Below are 21,504 nucleotides of genomic sequence, written 5' to 3' on the forward strand. Positions count from 1 at the left end.
CCTGCTCGATGAAACTACGTGGCCTGTACGCCATTACCGACAGCCAACTATTGGCCGGTAAGTTCCTGTCCTACGTCGAGGCCGCGCTGGAAGGCGGCGTGACCTTGCTGCAATACCGCGACAAGAGCAGCGACGAGGCCCGTCGCCTGCGCGAAGCCGAGGCTCTGCGTGAACTGTGCTCGCGCTACAAGACCCATCTGATCATCAATGACGATGCCGAACTGGCCGCGCGCCTGGGCGTCGGCGTTCACCTGGGGCAGACCGACGGCCCGCTGACACCGGCCCGGGCGTTACTCGGGCGCAATGCCATTATCGGCTCCACCTGCCACAGCCAGATCGAACTGGCCGAACAGGCTGCGCGCGAAGGTGCCAGCTATGTTGCCTTTGGCCGCTTCTTCAACTCCACGACCAAACCCGGTGCACCCGCAGCCACCGTTGAAATGCTGGCCCAGGCCCGCGCGCGCCTGCAGGTGCCGATCTGCGTGATCGGCGGCATCACCCTGGAAAACGCCGCGCCCCTGGTGGAGCACGGTGCCGACCTGCTGGCAGTGGTCCACGGCCTGTTCGGTGCCGACAGCCCCCAGAACGTGACGCGCCGCGCCCGCGCCTTCAACGAACTCCTCAAATCCTGAATTCAGAGAGCCTGCCCATGTCTCGTTCCGAAACGTTGTTTGCCAATGCCCAGAAACACATCCCCGGCGGTGTGAACTCCCCCGTGCGTGCGTTCAAGAGCGTCGGCGGCACGCCGTTGTTCTTCAAGCACGCCGAAGGCGCCTACGTCACCGACGAAGATGACAAGCGCTATGTGGACTACGTGGGTTCCTGGGGCCCGATGATCCTCGGCCACAGCCACCCCGACGTGCTGGACGCAGTGCGCAAGCAGTTGGAGCACGGCCTGTCCTACGGCGCGCCCACCGCCATGGAAACCGAAATGGCCGACCTGGTGTGCTCGATCGTGCCGTCGATGGAGATGGTGCGCATGGTCAGCTCCGGCACCGAAGCGACCATGAGCGCGATTCGCCTGGCCCGTGGGTTCACCGGCCGTGACAGCATCATCAAGTTCGAAGGCTGCTACCACGGCCACTCCGACAGCCTGCTGGTCAAGGCCGGCTCCGGCCTGCTGACCCAGGGCGTTCCGAGTTCGGCTGGCGTGCCAGCTGCGTTTGCCAAGCACACTCTGACCTTGCCGTTCAACGACATCGGCGCCGTCGAGCAAATGCTCAGCGAAGTCGGTCAGGAGGTGGCGTGCATCATCGTCGAGCCGGTGGCGGGCAACATGAACTGTGTACCGCCGGCCCCGGGGTTCCTCGAAGGCTTGCGTGAGCAGTGCGATAAACACGGTGTGGTATTGATCTTCGACGAAGTGATGACCGGCTTTCGCGTTGCCCTCGGCGGCGCCCAGGCTCACTACGGCGTAACGCCGGACCTGAGCACCTTCGGCAAAATCATCGGCGGCGGCATGCCGGTAGGCTGCTTCGGCGGCAAGCGCGAGATCATGCAGCACATCGCGCCGCTGGGCCCGGTCTACCAGGCCGGCACCCTGTCCGGTAACCCGCTGGCCATGGCCGCCGGCCTGACCACCCTGCGCCTGATCAGCCGCCCTGGCTTCCATGCCGAGCTGAGCGACTACACCACGCGTTTGCTGGACGGCCTGCAACAACGCGCCGATGCAGCGGGTATCCCGTTCGTCACGACCCAGGCCGGTGGCATGTTCGGCCTGTATTTCAGCGGTGCCGACGACATCGTGACCTTTGACGATGTGATGGGCAGCGATGCCAACCTGTTCAAGCGTTTCTTCCACCTGATGCTCGAAGGTGGCGTGTACCTGGCACCAAGTGCCTTTGAAGCCGGCTTCACCTCCATCGCCCATGGCGACGCCGAGCTGAAACTGACCCTGGATGCTGCCGAGCGCGCCTTCGCCGCACTGAAGTAAGACAGCCACAACCTGACGTCGCCCCTGGCGGCGTCAGATTTGTTACCTTGCTTACAGAAATTTCCTCGTTTTTTCGAGAAAACACCTGCAATCCGGCAGATAACTTGCCCACGCAGCAGAAAAACGAGTAAAGACTTTGTAAGCAGAGGCCTGCTTATTTCATAATGCGCGCTTATTGGATCCCCACGTGGCTCCGCGCGCCCCGTCAGAGGTAAGTCGATTCCCATGAAACGCACCGGCCGCACCCTGGTTCTGGGCTGCCTGTTGCTCCTTCAACCGCTGCTTGCACATGCACAAGCGGGCGGCAACTCGTTGTTGATCCCAGCGATGGGTCGTTGCACCCTCAATACTCAGTCCGACAGCCAGGCCGAGGCGCTGAGCGCCTGCCAAACCCTGGCCGATGGCGGGGATGCGCAGGCGCAATACGAGTTGGGCGAATTCTTCTACGACGACAAAAACCCTGCCCGCGACCTGAACAAAGCCTTGAGCTTCTTCGAAAAAGCCTCGCTGCAAGGCCATGCCCAGGCGCAGTTCAAGCTGGGCAGCATGTTCTTCCATGGCGAAGGCGTGCCGGCCAACAACGTGCAGGCGTATATCGTGCTGAAGATGGCGGCGGTCAACGGCGCCGAAGATGCCCTCGACACCGCAGACGAAGTGGCCGAGCACATGCAGCGCGATGAGCTGGAAGTGGCGACCCAGGTGCTGGGGCAGATTTTCCGCAATTACCTGCAGGAATTGCAGAGTGCGGATGGGCGTTCGCCCTTTTCGCCGCTGCCCTGACCTGTCAAGGCGATAACAGGTCGCCCTGTCGATAGGCCCTGACACCCGCGACATGGGCAATCGTCATACCCGCCGTCGCCATCCGCCGTAACGAGCGCACATACAACATCCCCCCATGAGCACAGACCACCGGTGTCGAGCGGTCGGTGATCGGATCAATGATCTCGGCGACCCGCTGCCCCTCCTGTAGGGCGTCGCCAACCCTGGCGCAAAACACGATCAGCCCAGGCGCCAGACTCACTATCGGCTCCACCCCCGCCAGCGGTGTGGGTGGGTTAAGCAGAGGGGGCAGTTGCGGTACCAGGCCCTCAATGGCTCCTATATAGGTCAGGTAATCAATCAGCGCCTGGCTGTCCCGGCGCGCCAGCCCGTGATCCACATCGGCCACACCGCGCAACTCCACGGTTACCGCGAAGCCCGGCGGCTGAATACGTCCGGCAAAGCGCGCCTGCATCTGCCTCCAGAACAGTGTGAAACACTCGTCGAACGATTGCCCCCCCGCCTCGTGCGCCATGAAACAGGCTTCGGCACCCAGGTAGCGCGCCAGAGGCTCGACTTGTGGCCAGAAGTCCGGCGCCAGGTACAGGTGCTGCACCGCTTCGAAGTCGCAATGCAGGTCCAGCACCATATCCGCGTCATAGGCGAGGGTTTGCAAGGTCAGGCGCAGGGATTGCAGTTGCGTCGTGGGGACCTGACGGGCCAGGACGGCTTTCAGGCTTGCGCGGATCAGATGCAGGTTGCGGACAGGGTCATCGGTCAGTTTCGCGCCCACTTCATCGCCCACCTGCTGACTGAGGTCGAGGAAAAACCGATTGAAGTTCTCCCGGCTTTCGTTATCGAAGCGCCCCTGGGGCACGTCCATCAACACCTGCTCCAAACCCAACGGGTTGGCGACGGGTACCAACACAATGTGTCGACGCAGCGCGCCCGATGCCTCAAGAGCGGCCAGCCGTTGCTTGAGATGCCAGAGCACCAACATGCCCGGCAACTCATCGGCGTGCAGGGAAGATTGGATATAGATTTTTCCGCAGGACGCCGGCGGTCCGTAATGAAAGCTGTAAATCTGCCGGGACATGCCCGGCACCGCCGCCAACAGTTCATGTCGTTCTATTTGCATATCGACCTCCTATCGGCCGGGTCCCAAAAAGCTCAACCAGCGCCGCTCCGCCAGGCGGAACAGCCCCACCAGGGCAAACGTGGTCAACAGGTAAAGGAGCGCGGCAATGGCAAAGGACTCAAACGTAAGGAACGTCGTGGAACTCGCATCCCGCGCCACTTTCAGAAGGTCCGCAACCGTGGCCGTAAAGGCCAGCGTCGTAGAATGCAGCATGAAAATCACTTCATTGCTGTAGTAGGGCAATGAACGACGCACCACGGCGGGCATGACCAGGTAAACGTAGAGCTTCCAGCCGCCAAACCCCAGGGCTCGAGCGGCCTCGACTTCGCCACGGGGCATGGCGCGAATGGCCCCGGCGAATATTTCGGTGGTGTAGGCACAGGTATTGAGGGCAAAGGCCAGTACGGTGCAATTGAGCGCGTCGCGAAAAAAAGCATCCAGCAATGGCTGTTCGCGTACTGCAGCAATACTGTAAATGCCGGTGTAACAGATCAATAACTGGATATAGAGCGGCGAACCACGAAACAGGTACGTGAAGCATTGCACCGGCCAGCGCAGCCGCCGCCGGCATGCAACCCGGGCAATGGACAAGGGCAGCGCCGCGATGAATCCCAGGCATAGCGACAGGCTGGTCAACCACAAGGTCATCGCCAGCCCAGTGAGCTGTTCGCCGTCGGTGTAGAGAAAGGGTCGCCAGTACTCCTGGATCAGCTCGATCATAGCCGGATCTCGCTGCTGTAACGGCGCTCAAGCCAACGCAACAGCGCGTTGGACACACTGCTCAGCAAGAGATAGATCAGCGCCGCAAACAGCAGAAAACCCAAGAGCTGCTGACTGCCCTTGCCCGCCATTTGCGCCACCTTCACCAGATCGGCCAAGCCAATGATCGATACCAGCGCCGTGGCCTTGAGCAAGACCATCCAGTTATTCCCAAGGCCTGGCAAAGCGAACCGCATCATCTGCGGGAACACCACATACACAAAGCCCTGCCAGGGAGTCAGGCCCAATGCCTTGGCAGCATTCGCTTGCCCACCGGGCACCGCCAGCAAGGCCCCACGGAACGTCTCGGTAAAGTAAGCCCCATAGACAAACCCCAGGGTAATAACCCCCGCGCTAAACGGGTCGATTTCTATGTAGGCCCATTCCAAGGCGTTTGTCAGGCGACTCAGCCCGGTTTGTAGACCATAGAAAATCAGCAGCATCAGCAGTAAATCCGGCACCCCTCGGATAAGCGTGGTGTAAAGCTGGGCCGAGAAGCGCCAGCCCCACACTCTGGACAATTTCGCGCACGCCCCGATCAAGCCAAAGACCAGCCCCAGCAGCAGGGATAACAACGCCAGCTTGAGTGTGAGCCAGATGCCTTGCAGTAACAGGGGGCCATAGCCCAGCAGGCTCGTCATGAAGTGCGCGGCGACCGGCAATAATGGTTCAAACATAAGTGCCCGCTCCTTACTTGATAAAGAGCGGTCAATTGCCGCTGAACATGTCCATGCCGTCGAAGTACTGGTCTTGCAGGCGGGCATAGGTGCCATCCGTGTGCAGCGCCGCCAACCCCTGGTCCAGCATGCCTTTCAAGGCGGCGTTGCCCTTGGCGAGACCGATGGCACTTTTTGCTGGCATCAATTCGCTTTCAATCACAGGACCAAGGACAAAACCGGCACCACGGGGCGAGCGTAAAAATCCGCTGCGGGCTTGCTGTGCGTCTTGTAGCGAAGCCTGCAAACGCCCCGTTATCAGATCGGCATAGACTTGCTCCTGGTCGGGATAGGCCACCACCTTCATGCCCGCCTTGGCCAGCACTTGCTTGGCATAGACCTCCTGGATGGAGCCTTGCAAATAGCCGACAGATTGACCGCTGGGCGCCTCCAGGCGGGTACCTTGCCTGTACACCATGGCAGTCGGGCTGGAGAACACTTCGGAGGTGAAATCAATCACCTTCAGGCGTGCGGCAGTAATGCTCATCGAGGCCAGTATGGCGTCGATCTTCCCGGCCTTGAGGCTTGGGATCATAGCGTCGTAGTCAATCTCGACCCACTGGCAACGGACATCCAGGTGTGCACAGATAGCGTTGCCGATATCAACTTCAAAACCGACCAGTTGACCGGTGTTGTCTTTATAGGCAAAGGGCGCGTAGTTGGGGTCAACGCCAAAGCGAATAACTTCGTAGTTTTTGGCAAGTACCGAACCATTGAATAAAAAAATAATAGACAGCGATAACATCAGGACTATTTTTTTCATTGTTTTATTCCTCGTTATTTGTAGAACAACAGAACGCTACATAACCTCCAGACATGTAATTTCTCGACGCATGAATAATGAGCCGGCAGGGGCGTCAAATTCTCGCGCCTGGCGATGACCGCCATACACCGCCGCCGCTATGGTCCCCGGCGCCAGGCAGTCACCTATCGGGAGCAGAGTCTGGATACCGGCTTCTCGCAACTCTTCGTCAGGCCGGTCGAGCGCCCGGAACAAAGCCTGCTCGGGCTCGCGGGACGTCACCAGTAACAGCGAGGCCACAGCAATCACACGAGGCCGACCGGTATAGACACAGCTGGCAATCACACCATCAGACGTCACCGTCATCAGCGAGTGGGAAGCGATAATGGTGACATCCAGTTCTAGCAGGCGACGCTGGATGCGATGTTGTTCAAGGGTGTTATGGGTCCAGGCCGCAACATCCGCTGCCGGGGTGACGAAGACAACCTCCACGCCCTGGGCCACCAACCGCTCGGCCAGCACGCTGCCCATGTAGTAATGATCGTCGTCGAACAACAGCACTGGCGAAGGGGCAAGCGCACCGCCCATCACATCATCCGGGGTCAGGATCGGCAGGCTTTCCAGTCCGGGCAAGGCCTGACGCAGCGCCCTGCCCAGGCCATCACGACGCCAGCGAGCGCCGGTCGCAATAAAAACGTGCGCGGCGGCGAAGTCCAGTACGTCTTGAGCCTCCAGGGGGCTTTGCCGATAGATCTGCACCCTGTCCATGCGGCTCAGGGCATCCAGCCGATAGTCGATCACCCGCGACCAACTCGACAACCCGGGCAATTTTGACTCAAGCGCCACACGCCCGCCCAGGGTCCGCGAGCTCTCCACCAAGGCGACCTCCATGCCGCGCGCGCCCAGCACACGCGCACATTCAAGCCCGGCGGGCCCTGCACCGACCACCAGGGCGCGGCTTGAGCTGCGTGCAGGGCTCACCGACTCGGGGTGCCAGCCCCGCCGCCATTCTTCGCCCATGGTCGGGTTCTGCGTGCATCGCAAGGGCGTACTGGTGTGGTCGCCACTGACGCAGACATTGCAGCCAATGCATTCGCGGATCTCATCCATCCGCCCTTCTTCAATCTTCTTGGGCAGGAACGGGTCGGCAATCGACGGGCGGGCAGCACCGATCAGGTCCAGCACGCCACGTCTGACCAGGGAAACCATGGTATCCGGCGAGGTAAAACGCCCCACACCCACCAGCGGTTTGCTGGTCAACGCCTTCAGCCCGGATAAAAAGGTCTCTTGATAACCTTCGCTGGCAAAACGCGAGGTCATGCTGTCGTTCGACCAGTCGGCCACATTGATATCCCACAGGTCTGGCAAGTCAGCCAGCATGGTGAAGATTTCGGCCCCCTCCCCTTCGTGGGACAGGCCAGCGGCGATCTGCTCATCCACCGCCAACCGCACAGCGACCGCACACCGGTCGCCCACCGCGTCCCGAGTGTCTTCAATCAACTCGCGCAACAAGCGCACGCGATTCTCCAACACCCCTCCGTACTCATCGGTACGACGGTTGTTGCGCGGTGTCAGAAAATGAAACGGCAAGCCCAGATCGTGGCCGGCGTACACATAGACGATATCGAAACCCGCCGAGCGCGCCCGCAAGGCGGCCGCCCGATGCATCTGACGCAGTTGCCTGATATCCGCAAGACTCATGGCCCGCGCCTGGACCGGGTCATACCCTCGCACTGGAGTGTCAGAGGGGGCCCACGGCACTTCGCGGCTGTAGCGATTCGGCGCGGAGTAGCCATTGAACGCCAGTTCAACGCCTGCCAGTGAACCGTGCTGGTGGACCGCCTCACACATGCGCGCCAGCGCCGGTATATCTCGCTCGTCCCACAACCGTGCTTCTATATAAGGAGAAAACTCGCTGTATGGGCTGATCTCGCACTCCTCCGTACAAACTACGCCCCATCCTCCCTGGGCCTTGATGCCACGCATACTCGCCATGGCGGAGGGGTGCACATGCCCCATACCGTTGCAATGAGGCACTTGATAAAAGCGGTTACGGGTGCGAACCGGTCCTATTTGAACTGATTCAAAAAGAATGTCATACCGAGGATCGCGCACAGGGCTACTCCCGAACGAATAAGTCCGTTGATAAAGGCTCAAAGAGCTATATAAAAATCAGTCGTGCGTTAACAGTCGAATTGCAACGCAGGTTCAACTTTGTACATAACCTACAAATGTTTGATGCAACTGTGCGATTGAACGCAAATACTCTTCCATCTCTGGACCGAGCTTTTTCGACATATCGTTAATCAACAAATGGGTCAGGGACAACATGGTCGACGTCGAGTCCCATAGCAGCTCAAGCTCCGTGGACACCCGGAATACCTCGTCGGCATTTTGCTCGGCCCACTCGCAAAAGTTATCGGTAATCAGCGTGACGGGAATATTGCGGCTGCGAGCCTCGCGACATAACAGCAGTGATTGGCGCGAATAACGTCGCGCTTCATAGACAATCAGCATCGAACCGGCCGGGGAAGCGAGCAATACCTCGCCGAAATGACCGGAGGCGCCATCCAGCAGATGCACGCCACGGCGCAGATACTGCAGCATATGAGCCATGGAACAGGCGGTACCGCGCTCAGTCCCGAAACCGGCGACAAAAATCTGCGGTGTTTGCGCAAGCCTGCTGGTCACTGCCTGCCAGGGAACGGTACGGGTGTATTCATAAACCCGCACCAGGGCCGCGATTTCCAACTCCAGGCTGCGGGCCAACGAACGCTGGCTATCAGAACCCTCCTGCTGGAAAGCGCGCAGCCGGTCGCCGATCAACCAGGGGCTATCGCCCAAGTCATCCTTGAGTTCGTTCTTGAGGTCTTTGAAATGCTTGTAGCCCACGGCGCGACAGAAGCGGCCAACGGTGGACTCACTGATGGCAAGCTTCTGCGCCACCATCGCCGAGTTCTCGAAGGGCAGATCCCTCAAGTTCGACAAAATATAAGCCGCCAGCGCGCGATAGGAAGGCGATCTGGATGACAGCTGCTGTTGGAGGCGTGTTTTTATAGGTGTGTTCATGGCGTCCTCTGCGCATGAGCACAAACTGATATTTTTCTATCACTCAGTCAATACGTGACAGATAACTATCAGAACAATCCTACAAATCAGGGTCTGGAGCCCAGCGTTCTACTTTTCCGGCATCGGCATCGGAAACGGCATGACATTGCTCACACCCCGCGCCTCGCTGATCTTGGGCGTGCCCAGGCGCTCGACTTCGTCGATGCGCACAATCGAATGCATCGGCACAAAACTGCGCACCACGCCTTCGAACTGGGCCTTGAGCTTTTCCTCGCCCGGATCGACGACCAGCTGCGTGCGCTCGCCAAAGACGAACTCTTCCACTTCCAGGAAGCCCCACAGATCACTTTGATAGATCTGTTTGGCGTACATTTCGAACACCTGGCCCTGGTTAAGGAAAATCACCTTGTAGATTGGAGCTTCACGTTTGGTCATGGGGGGCGGGCAGCACATCGGCGGATATAAATGAGGGCGCGAACTATAGCATGGCACCCGATGCACAGTGCTAGGAACCAATGGGCATGCCCCCTATAATGCGCGGTTCTTTACCACCAGTTGACGATTCCCATGGCCAAGAAGCTTTACATCGAAACCCACGGTTGCCAGATGAACGAGTACGACAGCTCGCGCATGGTCGATCTGCTGGGTGAACATCAGGCCCTGGAAGTCACGGCTCGCGCCGAAGATGCCGACGTGATCCTGCTCAATACCTGCTCGATCCGCGAACGGGCCCAGGACCGGGTCTACTCGCAGCTGGGCCGCTGGCGTGAACTGAAACTGGCCAACCCGGACATGGTGATCGCCGTCGGTGGTTGCGTGGCCAGCCAGGAAGGCGCGGCCATTCGCGACCGCGCACCCTATGTCGACGTGGTCTTCGGCCCGCAGACCCTGCACCGCCTGCCGGAAATGATCGACGCTGCGCGTATCACCAAGTTGCCGCAGGTGGACGTCTCGTTTCCGGAAATCGAAAAGTTCGACCACCTGCCCGAGCCACGCATCGACGGCCCGAGCGCCTATGTGTCAGTGATGGAAGGTTGCAGCAAGTACTGCACCTTCTGCGTGGTGCCTTATACCCGGGGCGAAGAAGTCAGCCGACCGTTCGACGATGTGCTGGCGGAAATCATCCACCTGGCCGAAAACGGCGTGCGTGAAGTGACCCTGCTGGGGCAGAACGTCAACGGCTATCGCGGCCAGACCCACGATGGGCGCCTGGCGGACCTGGCCGAGCTGATTCGCGTGGTCGCGGCGGTAGACGGTATCGAGCGGATTCGCTACACCACCTCGCACCCGCTGGAGTTCTCCGACAGCCTGATCCAGGCCCACGCCGAAGTGCCGGAGCTGGTCAAGCACCTGCATTTGCCGGTGCAATCGGGCTCGGACCGCATCCTCTCGGCGATGAAGCGCAACCACACGGCCCTGGAGTACAAGTCCAAGCTGCGCAAACTGCGCGCCGCCGTGCCGGGCATCTGCATCAGTTCGGACTTTATCGTTGGTTTCCCTGGCGAGACCGAGAAGGACTTCCAGCAGACCATGAAGCTGATTGAAGACGTCGGTTTCGACTTCTCCTACTCCTTCGTCTACAGCCAGCGCCCCGGCACACCGGCTGCCGACCTGGTCGACGAAACCCCGGAGGAGCTGAAAAAGGAGCGCCTCAACGCCTTGCAGCATCGCCTCAACCAGCAAGGTTTCGAGATCAGCCGACAAATGGTCGGCTCGACCCAGCGCATCCTGGTCACCGATTACTCGAAGAAAGACCCGGGCGAGTTGCAGGGACGTACCGAGAACAATCGGATCGTCAATTTCCGTTGCGACAACCCGACGCTGATCGGCCAGTTCGCCGACGTGCACATCGACGCGGCGCAACCGCACTCGCTGCGCGGCTCACTGATCCAGTAACCCATCAATACTCCTGACTGGTGGAGATCAAAATGTGGGAGCGGGCTTGCTCGCGAAGGCAGTGGATCAGTGACAGATGCATTGACTGACACACCGCCTTCGCGAGCAAGCCCGCCCCCACATGGGAACCGCGCAGCATTCCGATAACTTAAGTGCTTTCGCACACCGGCGGCTGGCGTTATCCTCTATTTCACCTAAACAGCCAAAGGGCGGCTAAAAGCAACCTTGAACGCACCCATAGCAGAACCCCATCGTTTCCTCCTCGAGCCGTTTGAGGCTCGTCGTTTCGCCAATCTGTGCGGACAGTTCGACGAGCACCTGCGCCTGATCGAACAACGCCTGAGCATCGAGATCCGCAACCGCGGCAATCAATTCGAGCTGATTGGCGAACCCCAGCACACCACGTCTGCAGAAAACCTGCTGCGTCGCCTCTACCGCGAAACCAAGGGTAGCGAGCTGTCGCCGGAAACCGTGCACCTGTACCTGCAGGAATCCGCCGTGGAAGACCTGGCCAACAACCCGGTGGCCGAAGCCAGCGTGGCGCTGCGTACCAAAAAAGGCATGATTCGCCCGCGCGGCTTGAATCAGCAGCGCTATGTCAAAGAAATCCTCGGCAACGACATCAACTTCGGCATCGGCCCGGCCGGTACCGGCAAGACCTACCTGGCCGTGGCCTGTGCGGTAGACGCCCTGGAGCGCGAACAGGTGCGACGCATCCTGTTGGTGCGCCCGGCGGTGGAAGCTGGCGAGAAACTGGGCTTTCTGCCCGGCGACCTGGCCCAGAAGATCGACCCGTACCTGCGCCCGCTGTACGACGCACTGTATGAAATGCTCGGCTTCGAATACGTGGCCAAGCTGATCGAGCGCCAGGTGATCGAGATCGCCCCGCTGGCCTATATGCGCGGTCGCACGTTGAACAACAGCTTCATCATCCTCGACGAAAGCCAGAACACCACGGTCGAGCAGATGAAGATGTTCCTGACCCGTATCGGTTTCGGCTCCACCGCCGTGATCACTGGCGATATCACCCAGGTCGACCTGCCCAAGGGCACCAAGTCGGGCCTGGGCCAGGTGATCGAGGTGCTCAAGGACGTGCCGGGGATCAGCTTTACCCACTTCATGCCCAAGGATGTGGTGCGTCACCCGCTGGTGCAGCGCATTGTCGAGGCCTACGAGCGCTTCGAACACCGCGACGACGGGCTGTCGAAGGACAACCGCCGCGATGCTTGAGCTTGATCTGCAACTGGCCACTGAAGCGCCAGCCCCCAGCGAAGAACAGTTCCGCCAATGGTGCACACTGGCCCTGCGCCAGCGCAGCGCCGACTCGGAACTGACCATCCGTCTGGTGGACGAACCTGAAGGCCGCGAGCTGAATCACACCTGGCGCCAGAAAGACTACGCGACCAATGTGCTGTCGTTCCCCGCCGATGTGCCGGATGAACTGCTGGATATCCCGCTGCTGGGTGACCTGGTGATCTGCGTCGCGGTGGTGGAGCGCGAGGCAAAGGAACAAGGCAAGGCCCTGGAGGCCCACTGGGCCCACTTGGTCATGCACGGCTGCTTGCATCTGTTGGGTTACGACCATATAGATGATGAAGAAGCCGAAGAAATGGAAGCACTGGAACGAACGTTGCTTGCAGAGTTGGGTCATCCTGACCCCTATGCAGACGACGAACACTAATCGACACTCAACTGAAACAATCAAGGATTTAGAGTAATCGCTATGAGCGAAGACCGATCGAGCAACGGGCAAAAGTCATGGCTGGGTAAACTGACCCAGGCTTTTGCCCACGAGCCGAAAAACCGCCAGGAGCTGCTGGAGCTGCTGCGCGAGGCCCATCAGAACAAGTTGCTGGACAGCGAAGCGCTGGCCATCGTCGAAGGCGCCATCCAGGTGGCTGACCTGCAGGTTCGGGACATCATGGTCCCGCGCTCGCAGATGATCAGCATCAAGGCGACCCAGACCCCACGGGAATTCCTCCCGGCCGTGATCGACTCGGCGCACTCGCGCTACCCGGTGATCGGCGAAAGCCATGACGACGTCATGGGTGTCCTGCTGGCCAAGGACCTGCTGCCGCTGATCCTCAAGGAGAACGGCGACAGCTTCAACATCAAGGACCTGCTGCGTCCTGCGACCTTCGTGCCTGAATCCAAGCGCCTGAATGTGCTGCTGCGCGAGTTCCGCGCCAACCACAATCACATGGCCATCGTCATTGACGAATACGGCGGTGTCGCCGGCCTGGTGACCATCGAAGACGTGCTGGAACAGATCGTCGGCGATATCGAAGACGAACACGACGTTGAAGAAGACAGCTACATCAAGCCGCTGCCCAGCGGTGACTTCCTGGTCAAGGCGCTGACGCCGATCGAGAACTTCAACGAGTTCTTCGACAGCGAATTCTCCGACGATGAGTTCGACACTGTCGGTGGCCTGGTGATGAGTGCGTTTGGTCACTTGCCCAAGCGTAACGAAACCACCGAGATCGGCGCCTATCGCTTCCGCATCCTGAATGCCGATAGCCGTCGCATCCACCTGATCCGCCTGACACCTATTGCCCGCTAAGGACTGATATGCGCCGTCTCACCGCACCCGGCTGGCCCGGTAACCTGCTGGCCGTGGTGGCCGGTGCTATCACCACCCTGGCGCTGGCGCCGTTCGATATATGGCCGCTGGCGCTGGTGGCGGTCGGGGTGTTCTATGCCGGGATGCGCCAACTGACACCCCGCCAGGCCTTCGGGCGTGGCTGGTGTTTCGGCTTTGGCCTGTTTGGCGCGGGCACCAGTTGGATCTACTACAGCATCCATCACTTTGGCGGCGCGTCGGTGTTGCTGGCCGGGCTGTTGATGCTCGCGTTCACCGCCGCGATTGCGCTGTTCTTTGCCCTGCCCGCCTGGCTCTGGGCGCGCTGGCTGCGCCGTAACGAAGCGCCGCTGGCCGATGCCCTGGCGTTTGCCGCGCTATGGGTGGGCCAGGAAGCGTTTCGCGGCTGGTTCCTCACCGGTTTCCCTTGGTTGTACTCCGGTTACAGTCAACTCGACGGCCCGCTGGCCGGGCTCGCGCCGCTGGGCGGGGTGTGGCTGATTTCGTTTGCCCTGGCCTTGAGCGCGGCACTGCTCGTCAACCTGCCGCGTTTGCTGGCAGCCAGGCGCAACGCGTTTATCGGCGCAGGCCTGGTGCTGCTGGTTGCGCCCTGGGCCATTGGCCTGGGGCTCAAGCACTACGCCTGGACCAGCCCCGCCGGTGAACCGCTGACCGTCGCGGCGATCCAGGGCAATGTCGAGCAGAGCATGAAGTGGGACCCGGCCCAGCTCAACGCGCAACTGGCGCTGTACCGCGACATGAGTTTTGCCTCCAAGCGCGTGGACCTGCTGATCTGGCCGGAAACCGCCGTGCCGGTGCTCAAGGAGTCCGTCGAGGGCTACCTGGGGATGATGGGCAAATTCGCTGCCGACCGGAACGCGGCGATGATCACCGGCGTGCCGATCCGCCAGGAAGTACGCCATGAGAAGCGCTACTTCAATGGCATCACCGTGGTCGGTCAAGGCGATGGCACCTATTTGAAGCAGAAGCTGGTGCCCTTTGGCGAGTACGTACCGCTGCAGGATGTATTGCGCGGGCTGATCGCGTTCTTCGACCTGCCGATGTCGGACTTCGCCCGCGGGCCTGAGGACCAGGCCATGCTGCAAGCCAAGGGTTATCAGATCGCGCCGTATATCTGCTACGAAGTGGTCTATCCGGAGTTCGCCGCCGGCCTCGCCGCCCGCAGCGACTTACTGCTGACCATCAGCAATGACACCTGGTTCGGCACCTCCATTGGCCCCTTGCAGCACCTGCAAATGGCCCAAATGCGCGCCCTCGAAGCCGGCCGCTGGATGATCCGTGCCACCAACAACGGCGTGACCGGCCTAATCAACCCGTTCGGGCAGATTACCGAGCAGATCCCGCAGTTCGAGCGCGGCATTCTCTACGGCGAGGTCGTACCGATGCACAACCTGACGCCGTACCTGCAATGGCGTTCGTGGCCGCTGATCATCCTGTGCCTGGGGCTGTTTGGCTGGGCCCTGCTGGCCGGGCGCATGGCCAAGACCGTCTGACAGACACCCAAGACCCAATGTGGCAGCGGGCTTTTTGTGGGAGCGGGCTTGCCCGCGATGGCGGTGTATCAGTCAGCATTTTTAGTGACTGACCCACCGCCATCGCGGGCAAGCCCGCTCCCACACAAGCCCCATATGTTGATTTGCGGCGTTAACGATAGAACAGGCGGTAACCTACCTGCCCCACCGCCTCATTGATCAACTGCCCGCTCTGCCAGATCGACTTGAATTCCGGCATCCAGCCGCCCAGCGGCCGGGCATTGTCCACCCCCAGGAAGCCGACCGGCGCCGGCACCACGGTAAAGCCGGCCTTCTCGAAGCTCCACACCGAACGCGGCATATGCCAGGCCTGGGTCACGACTACCACGCGCTTGACGCCCTGGGGCAACAGGATTTCGGCACTCATCTGCGCATTTTCCCAGGTGGTGCGGCTGCGCTCTTCCTTCCAGCGCACGGCCACGCCAAAGTCTTGCTGCATCGACACCGCCATCAACTGCGCCTCGCTGGGCGGCGTGCCGTAGTGCAGGCCGCCGCTGGTCAGCACCGGCAGCCCGGACGCCTTGGCCAATCGCGCCGCGTAGCGCTGGCGCTCCAGGCCAATACCGGTCGGCTGATCGGCGCCCCAGGCCGGATCACCGCGCTCGCGGCCCGAGCCCAGCACCACAATGGCATCGGCCCGTTCTGCCAGGCTGGCCCAGTCTTCCACGGCCAATGGCGGCTCGGTTTCCAAGGCGCGTGCGCCCCACTCCACCATCACCGGCAAGCTGATCAGCCACATCCCGCCAAACCCGAGGGCAAAGCACACGCCGGCCAAGCGTGGACGGGTGCGGCGAAACCACCAGGCAAGGGCCAGCAGTAGCAAGAGAATGCCGGGCGGCAGCAATAATTGTTTGATGAAATAACGAATAGGCATCGAGCATCTCCAAAGATGCCCGAAGCCTAAGGTGTAACGGGGTTTAGCGACAATCTTTACCAGCGGTGGATAACGCTGATCAAGTTACTTGAATCGCACAGACCGCAGCTTTTCCGGGCCGCGGCCGGCCGACAAGTCCTTGAGCCATACCACCTTGGACGATCGCACCGCTTCCCTGGCTGGCACAGGAGCCACCCATTGCGGGATCGGGCGCGCGTTCAAGTCCAGGTAGGCCTTGATCACTTCAAACTCTGCAGGGCTCAAGCCTCGCAGTTCCAGCTCATCAGGCCGTTCGTCACGCAATCGGCCTGCGGTTCTTGCTGCGTCCAGTGCTCGACCCAAGCGGTCGATCAGTCCTTCATACACTTCCGGTTTCGTTCTCATTCGCTGCAAATCAACCATCCCCTCACCTCATTAAAGATAAGTCTCACTCCCCAATAAACAGCGTAGCTGCGCTGACGCAACCAACCGCGCGCCGCGACCAACGGCCTGCGCGGCGCAATCAGGGTTTCCCTCGATAGAGTGGGGTCATGTATGCTACGGCGCTTCCTGTAACTCCACTTCCCGCAGGGTTTGGGCACGGACGCGCCGCTTTTTGGTGTCGCTCAACCCGGACAATGCACCGAAGAGGATTAGGCCACCCCTATTCAGTTCAAAAGTAGCCATGCACGAACAATATCAGCCCCGTGAAATAGAAAATGCCGCCCAAACTTTCTGGGACGAGCAAAAGTCCTTTGAAGTCAGTGAACAGCCAGGCAAGGAGACTTACTACTGCCTATCCATGTTCCCTTACCCCAGCGGCAAACTACACATGGGGCACGTGCGTAACTACACCATCGGCGACGTGATTTCCCGCTACCAGCGCATGCTCGGCAAAAACGTCCTGCAACCTATGGGTTGGGACGCCTTCGGCATGCCTGCGGAAAACGCCGCGATGAAAAACAACGTAGCGCCCGCCAAGTGGACCTACGAGAACATCGCCTACATGAAGACCCAGCTGCGCAGCCTGGGCCTGGCCGTGGACTGGTCCCGCGAAGTGACCACCTGCAAGCCGGACTACTACCGCTGGGAACAATGGCTGTTCACCCGCCTGTTCGAAAAAGGCGTGATCTACAAAAAAAGCGGCACCGTGAACTGGGACCCGATCGACCAGACCGTCCTCGCCAACGAGCAAGTGATCGACGGCCGTGGCTGGCGTTCCGGCGCGCTGATCGAAAAGCGCGAAATCCCGATGTACTACTTCAAGATCACCGCCTACGCCGATGAACTCTTGTCGAGCCTAGACGACCTGCCGGGCTGGCCTGAACAGGTCAAGACCATGCAGCGCAACTGGATCGGCAAGTCCAAGGGCATGGAAGTGCAGTTCCCGTACAACGTCGATTCCATCGGTGAAACGGGCGCTCTGAAAGTTTTCACCACCCGTCCGGACACCCTGATGGGCGCGACCTACGTCGCCGTGGCCGCCGAACACCCGCTGGCCACCCAAGCTGCACAGAACAACCCTGAGCTGCAGGCCTTTATCGCCGAATGCAAAGGCGGCAGCGTGGCTGAAGCCGACGTCGCCACCCAGGAGAAAAAAGGCCTGCCGACCGGGCTGTTCGTCGAGCACCCACTGACCGGTGAAAAACTGCCGGTTTGGGTCGCCAACTATGTGCTGATGCACTACGGCGATGGTGCAGTAATGGCAGTGCCCGCTCACGACGAGCGCGATTTCGAATTCGCCACCAAGTACAACCTGCCGATCAAGTCTGTGGTGCGTACCAGTTCCGGTGATACCAACCCGGCCCCATGGCAAGACGCCTACGGCGAACACGGCACCCTGATCAACTCCGGCGAGTTCGACGGCCTGGACTTCGCAGGTGCCTTCGACGCCATTGAAGTCGCCCTGATCAAGAAAAACCTCGGCGCCTCGCGTACCCAGTTCCGCCTGCGCGACTGGGGCATCAGCCGCCAGCGCTACTGGGGCTGCCCGATCCCGATCATCCACTGCGAAACCTGTGGTGACGTGCCGGTGCCGGAAGACCAACTGCCGGTCGTCCTGCCCGAAGACGTGGTGCCGGACGGCGCCGGTTCGCCGCTGGCGCGCATGCCCGAGTTCTACGAGTGCAACTGCCCGAAATGCGGCCAGCCTGCCAAGCGTGAAACCGACACCATGGACACCTTCGTCGAGTCCTCGTGGTACTACGCCCGCTACGCCTCGCCGCACTATGAAGGCGGCCTGGTGGAAAAATCCGCAGCCGACCACTGGTTGCCGGTGGATCAGTACATCGGTGGTATCGAACACGCGATCCTGCACCTGCTGTACGCGCGCTTCTTCCACAAGCTGATGCGTGACGAAGGCCTGGTCAGCTCCGACGAGCCGTTCAAGAACCTGCTGACCCAGGGCATGGTGATCGCCGAGACTTACTATCGCCGCGAAGCCAATGGCGCCTACACCTGGTTCAACCCGGCGGACGTCGAGTTGGAGCGTGACAGCAAAGCCAAGGTGATCAGTGCCAAGTTGAAATCCGACGGCCTGCCGGTGGAAATCGGCGGTACCGAGAAGATGGCCAAGTCGAAGAACAACGGCGTCGACCCGCAGTCGATGATCGACCAGTTCGGCGCCGACACCTGCCGCCTGTTCATGATGTTCGCCTCGCCGCCCGATATGAGCGCCGAATGGTCGGACTCTGGCGTCGAAGGTTCGCACCGCTTCCTCAAGCGCGTCTGGCGCCTGGCCCATGGCCATATCAGCCAGGGTTTGCCGGGCAAACTGGACGTGGCGTCGTTGAGCGACGAGCAGAAGCTCATTCGCCGCAGCACCCACCTGGCCATCAAGCAAGCCAGCCAGGACGTGGGCCAGCACCACAAATTCAACACCGCCATCGCCCAGGTGATGACGCTGATGAACGTGCTGGAAAAAGCCCCGCAGGCTACCGAACAGGATCGTGCACTGGTGCAGGAAGGCCTGGAAGCAGTCGTCCTGCTGCTGGCGCCGATCACCCCGCACATCAGCCACGACCTGTGGAGCCAGTTGGGCCACAGCGGCGCGGTGATCGATGCTGCATGGCCGGTCGCGGATGACAGCGCCCTGGTCCAGGACACGCTGCAACTGGTGATTCAGGTCAACGGTAAACTGCGCGGCCAGATCGACATGCCTGCCAGCGCCAGCCGTGAAGAAGTCGAAGCTGCCGCGCGCAGCAATGAGAACGTGTTGCGCTTCACCGAAGGCCTGACGATCCGCAAAGTGATCGTAGTGCCCGGTAAACTGGTCAATATCGTCGCTAGCTAATCGGATCGGGCGCCAGGGCAAGAGCCCTGGCGCCGAACAAAACCTCCAGGGCCTCGATAAGGCCCACATGGTTTCAAGGGGAGCAATAAAATGATCAAACGCAACCTGCTGGTTATGGGCCTTGCCGTACTGCTGAGCGCTTGCGGCTTCCAGCTGCGCGGCACCGGCACCACGGAACTGGCGATCAAGGAATTGGATGTCAGCGCGCGCAACGCCTATGGCGAAACCGTGACCCAGCTGCGCCAAACCCTGGAAAACAGCGGCGTCAAAGTCTATACCGGAGCGCCTTACAAGCTGGTACTGGTCGACGAAAAAGAAACCCAGCGTAACCTCAGCTACGCCAGTGCCGGCCGCTCTTCGGATATCGAGATGAGCAACGTGCTGTTTTTCCAGATCCAGGGCCGCGACCAGTTGCCGCTGATCAGCGACAAGCTGCAGGTGCAGAAAGTCGTGACGCATGACGGCAACAACCTGGTCGGTTCCGACACTGAGGTCAATCAGGTGCTCAGTGAAATGCGCCGTGACCTGGTCCAGCGTATGGTCCTGCGCCTGCAGATGATCAGCCCGGCCCAGCTCGATGCCCTGCAGCAGACTGCCGACGCCAAGGCCAAGGCGGATGCGGAGGCGCTGAAAGCCGCGCAGGACTATGAAAACAGCATTCCCAAGCAATCGCCTGTTGAAGTCCCTGCCGAGTAAACCAGACGGGGCGCGTCATGCGCCCCGTCCATCCAGCCTATGAAACTCGCCCCCGCCCAACTCGCCAAACACCTGCAAGGCAACCTCGCGCCTGTGTACATCGTCAGTGGCGATGATCCGCTGTTGTGCCAGGAAGCCGCCGACACCATTCGCCAGGCTGCGCGCCAGCAAGGCTTTGATGAACGCCAGGTGTTCAGCGCCGACGCCAGCTTCGACTGGGGCACCCTGCTCCAGGCCGGGGCCAGCATGTCGCTGTTTGCCGAAAAACGCCTGCTGGAACTGCGCCTGCCCTCGGGCAAGCCCGGCGACAAAGGCGCGGCGGCCCTGATGGAATACTGCGCCCGCCCCGCCGAGGACACGCTGTTGCTGATCAGCCTGCCCAAGCTCGATGGCAGCGCGCAGAAAACCAAATGGGGCAAGGCGCTGGTGGAAGGGGCACAGACCCAGTTCATCCAGATCTGGCCGGTGGACAGCAGTCAGTTGCCGCAATGGATTCGCCAACGCCTGTCGCAAGCCGGATTGTCTGCCAGCCAGGACGCGGTCGAACTGATCGCGGCCCGGGTTGAAGGCAACCTATTGGCGGCGGCCCAGGAAATCGAAAAGCTCAAGCTGATGGCCGAAGGTGGCCAGATCACCGTCGAGACCGTGCAGGGCGCGGTGGCCGACAGCGCACGCTTTGACGTATTCGGGCTGGTGGACGCAATCCTCAACGGTGATGCGGCCCACGCCTTGCGCATGCTCGAAGGGCTGCGCGGTGAAGGGGTCGAGCCGCCGGTGATTCTCTGGGCGCTGGCCCGGGAACTGCGCTTGCTGGCCAATATCGCCCTGCAGTACAGCCAGGGCACCCCTCTGGACAAGGCCTTCAGCCAGGCCCGCCCGCCGGTGTGGGACAAGCGCAAGCCCCTGATGAGCAAGGCCCTGCAACGGCACTCGGCGCAACGCTGGGCGCAATTGTTGCTCGAAGCCCAACGCATCGACGCGCAGATCAAGGGCCAGGCCGCAGGGTCGCCGTGGATGAGCTTGAGCCGTTTGTCGCTGCTGATGTCCGGCCAGCGCCTGGCACTGCCCGCCGAATAGCACGCTCGCCCAACCACCACAAAACCAATGTAGGAGCTGGCTTGCCTGCGATGCAGGCGCCTCGGTGTGTCAGTCACGCGGTGGTGATGCCATCGCAGGCAAGCCAGCTCCTACAGTTTTGATCGTCGCCGTATTCAGGTTTTTGATATTTCCTACATCGCGCCGGGCTGGACAGCCGGCAGACTTCGGCAGATGATTTGCACCGCATCACCCACCCCATCGGAGAGTCCCGATCATGAGCAAAAAGCCATCCAAGCATGGCCCCAACAAGGCCAAATCCATCATCGCCCAGCCGTTGTTCCGCAGTCGCCAGGAACGCGCCGGCAAAGGCAAAGGCAGCTACCGCCGCGAAGCCTTCCAGTCTAATAGCTGGGAGGCTTCTTACTTTCTGGCTGCCTGAAGGCAAGCGCCCCTCTGGCATGATAAGGTCTGCACCTGAT

General features: G+C 60.7%; 21 protein-coding genes. 12 read left to right on the forward strand and 9 right to left on the reverse strand.

What is annotated here, in order from left to right; genetic code table 11:
- The first annotated feature begins 8 nt into the window (after positions 1-8).
- The 3 genes from thiE to HU773_RS24415 all read left to right on the forward strand — a co-directional run bounded on the left by thiE (position 9) and on the right by HU773_RS24415 (position 2,713).
- Complete coding sequence (gene thiE / locus HU773_RS24405) at positions 9-632, forward strand: thiamine phosphate synthase (protein ID WP_128592775.1); 624 nt, start codon at positions 9-11, stop codon at positions 630-632.
- 17 nt (positions 633-649) lie between these two features.
- Positions 650-1,933: a glutamate-1-semialdehyde 2,1-aminomutase gene (gene hemL / locus HU773_RS24410; protein WP_120734191.1), complete on the forward strand. Its 1,284-nt coding sequence runs from the start codon at positions 650-652 to the stop codon at positions 1,931-1,933.
- A 225-nt stretch (positions 1,934-2,158) separates the two neighbouring features.
- Complete coding sequence (locus tag HU773_RS24415; RefSeq protein WP_057439017.1) at positions 2,159-2,713, forward strand: tetratricopeptide repeat protein; 555 nt, start codon at positions 2,159-2,161, stop codon at positions 2,711-2,713.
- 4 nt (positions 2,714-2,717) lie between these two features.
- Here the strand turns inward: HU773_RS24415 and HU773_RS24420 are convergent, their stop codons facing one another.
- From HU773_RS24420 to HU773_RS24450, 7 genes are all read right to left on the reverse strand, one after another.
- Complete coding sequence (locus HU773_RS24420) at positions 2,718-3,830, reverse strand: succinylglutamate desuccinylase/aspartoacylase family protein (RefSeq protein WP_169989725.1); 1,113 nt, start codon at positions 3,828-3,830, stop codon at positions 2,718-2,720.
- 9 nt (positions 3,831-3,839) lie between these two features.
- Entirely contained in the window at positions 3,840-4,550 is a 711-nt protein-coding gene (locus HU773_RS24425) for an ABC transporter permease (protein WP_186625024.1), read from the reverse strand.
- Positions 4,547-5,266, reverse strand: a complete 720-nt coding sequence (locus tag HU773_RS24430; RefSeq protein WP_115129067.1) for an ABC transporter permease — start codon at positions 5,264-5,266, stop codon at positions 4,547-4,549. Before HU773_RS24430 ends, HU773_RS24425 begins: the two co-directional genes overlap by 4 nt.
- A 31-nt stretch (positions 5,267-5,297) precedes the next feature.
- Complete coding sequence (locus tag HU773_RS24435; protein ID WP_057960688.1) at positions 5,298-6,068, reverse strand: transporter substrate-binding domain-containing protein; 771 nt, start codon at positions 6,066-6,068, stop codon at positions 5,298-5,300.
- A gap of 36 nt (positions 6,069-6,104) precedes the next feature.
- Positions 6,105-8,162: an oxidoreductase gene (locus tag HU773_RS24440; protein WP_120734193.1), complete on the reverse strand. Its 2,058-nt coding sequence runs from the start codon at positions 8,160-8,162 to the stop codon at positions 6,105-6,107.
- A 93-nt stretch (positions 8,163-8,255) separates the two neighbouring features.
- Positions 8,256-9,116 carry a MurR/RpiR family transcriptional regulator gene (locus tag HU773_RS24445; RefSeq protein ID WP_120734194.1) on the reverse strand — a complete coding sequence of 287 codons (861 nt, stop codon included), beginning with the start codon at positions 9,114-9,116 and terminating at the stop codon, positions 8,256-8,258.
- 108 nt (positions 9,117-9,224) lie between these two features.
- Positions 9,225-9,551 carry a DUF1820 family protein gene (locus HU773_RS24450; protein ID WP_003236992.1) on the reverse strand — a complete coding sequence of 109 codons (327 nt, stop codon included), beginning with the start codon at positions 9,549-9,551 and terminating at the stop codon, positions 9,225-9,227.
- Positions 9,552-9,683: 132 nt separating this feature from the next.
- On the opposite strand from HU773_RS24450, the gene miaB reads away from it, so the two are divergent.
- The 5 genes from miaB (at position 9,684) to lnt (ending at position 15,107) form a co-directional block, all read left to right on the forward strand.
- Positions 9,684-11,012 (forward strand): tRNA (N6-isopentenyl adenosine(37)-C2)-methylthiotransferase MiaB, encoded by a 1,329-nt coding sequence (gene miaB, locus HU773_RS24455; RefSeq protein WP_057439015.1) that lies wholly within the window; start codon positions 9,684-9,686, stop codon positions 11,010-11,012.
- A gap of 225 nt (positions 11,013-11,237) precedes the next feature.
- Complete coding sequence (locus HU773_RS24460; RefSeq protein WP_029292238.1) at positions 11,238-12,242, forward strand: PhoH family protein; 1,005 nt, start codon at positions 11,238-11,240, stop codon at positions 12,240-12,242.
- Entirely contained in the window at positions 12,235-12,693 is a 459-nt protein-coding gene (gene ybeY, locus HU773_RS24465) for an rRNA maturation RNase YbeY (protein ID WP_057960691.1), read from the forward strand. The genes HU773_RS24460 and ybeY overlap by 8 nt, the downstream gene beginning before the upstream one ends.
- A gap of 42 nt (positions 12,694-12,735) precedes the next feature.
- Positions 12,736-13,575, forward strand: a complete 840-nt coding sequence (locus HU773_RS24470) for a CorC family transporter (RefSeq protein WP_005791724.1) — start codon at positions 12,736-12,738, stop codon at positions 13,573-13,575.
- Between the two features lie 8 nt (positions 13,576-13,583).
- Positions 13,584-15,107, forward strand: coding sequence for an apolipoprotein N-acyltransferase (gene lnt / locus HU773_RS24475; RefSeq protein ID WP_057960692.1), 1,524 nt, complete (start codon positions 13,584-13,586; stop codon positions 15,105-15,107).
- A 151-nt stretch (positions 15,108-15,258) separates the two neighbouring features.
- On the opposite strand, the gene HU773_RS24480 is transcribed toward lnt, so the two are convergent.
- The gene (locus HU773_RS24480) at positions 15,259-16,020 is read right to left on the reverse strand and encodes a YdcF family protein (RefSeq protein ID WP_057439012.1); all 762 of its coding nucleotides are present in this window, start codon (positions 16,018-16,020) and stop codon (positions 15,259-15,261) included.
- An 84-nt stretch (positions 16,021-16,104) separates the two neighbouring features.
- The gene (locus HU773_RS24485; protein ID WP_128592774.1) at positions 16,105-16,422 is read right to left on the reverse strand and encodes a hypothetical protein; all 318 of its coding nucleotides are present in this window, start codon (positions 16,420-16,422) and stop codon (positions 16,105-16,107) included.
- A gap of 262 nt (positions 16,423-16,684) precedes the next feature.
- Between HU773_RS24485 and leuS the strand changes: the two genes are divergently transcribed.
- From leuS to arfA, 4 genes are all read left to right on the forward strand, one after another.
- Complete coding sequence (gene leuS / locus HU773_RS24490) at positions 16,685-19,291, forward strand: leucine--tRNA ligase (protein WP_169989728.1); 2,607 nt, start codon at positions 16,685-16,687, stop codon at positions 19,289-19,291.
- 90 nt (positions 19,292-19,381) lie between these two features.
- The gene (locus HU773_RS24495; RefSeq protein WP_169989729.1) at positions 19,382-19,987 is read left to right on the forward strand and encodes an LPS-assembly lipoprotein LptE; all 606 of its coding nucleotides are present in this window, start codon (positions 19,382-19,384) and stop codon (positions 19,985-19,987) included.
- A gap of 39 nt (positions 19,988-20,026) precedes the next feature.
- Positions 20,027-21,064 carry a DNA polymerase III subunit delta gene (holA, locus tag HU773_RS24500; protein WP_057960696.1) on the forward strand — a complete coding sequence of 346 codons (1,038 nt, stop codon included), beginning with the start codon at positions 20,027-20,029 and terminating at the stop codon, positions 21,062-21,064.
- Positions 21,065-21,299: 235 nt separating this feature from the next.
- Positions 21,300-21,464: an alternative ribosome rescue factor ArfA gene (gene arfA / locus HU773_RS24505; RefSeq protein ID WP_003176285.1), complete on the forward strand. Its 165-nt coding sequence runs from the start codon at positions 21,300-21,302 to the stop codon at positions 21,462-21,464.
- Positions 21,465-21,504: the final 40 nt, after the last annotated feature.

Origin of the sequence: Pseudomonas shahriarae (genome assembly GCF_014268455.2) — a bacterium.
Lineage (GTDB): Bacteria > Pseudomonadota > Gammaproteobacteria > Pseudomonadales > Pseudomonadaceae > Aquipseudomonas > Aquipseudomonas shahriarae.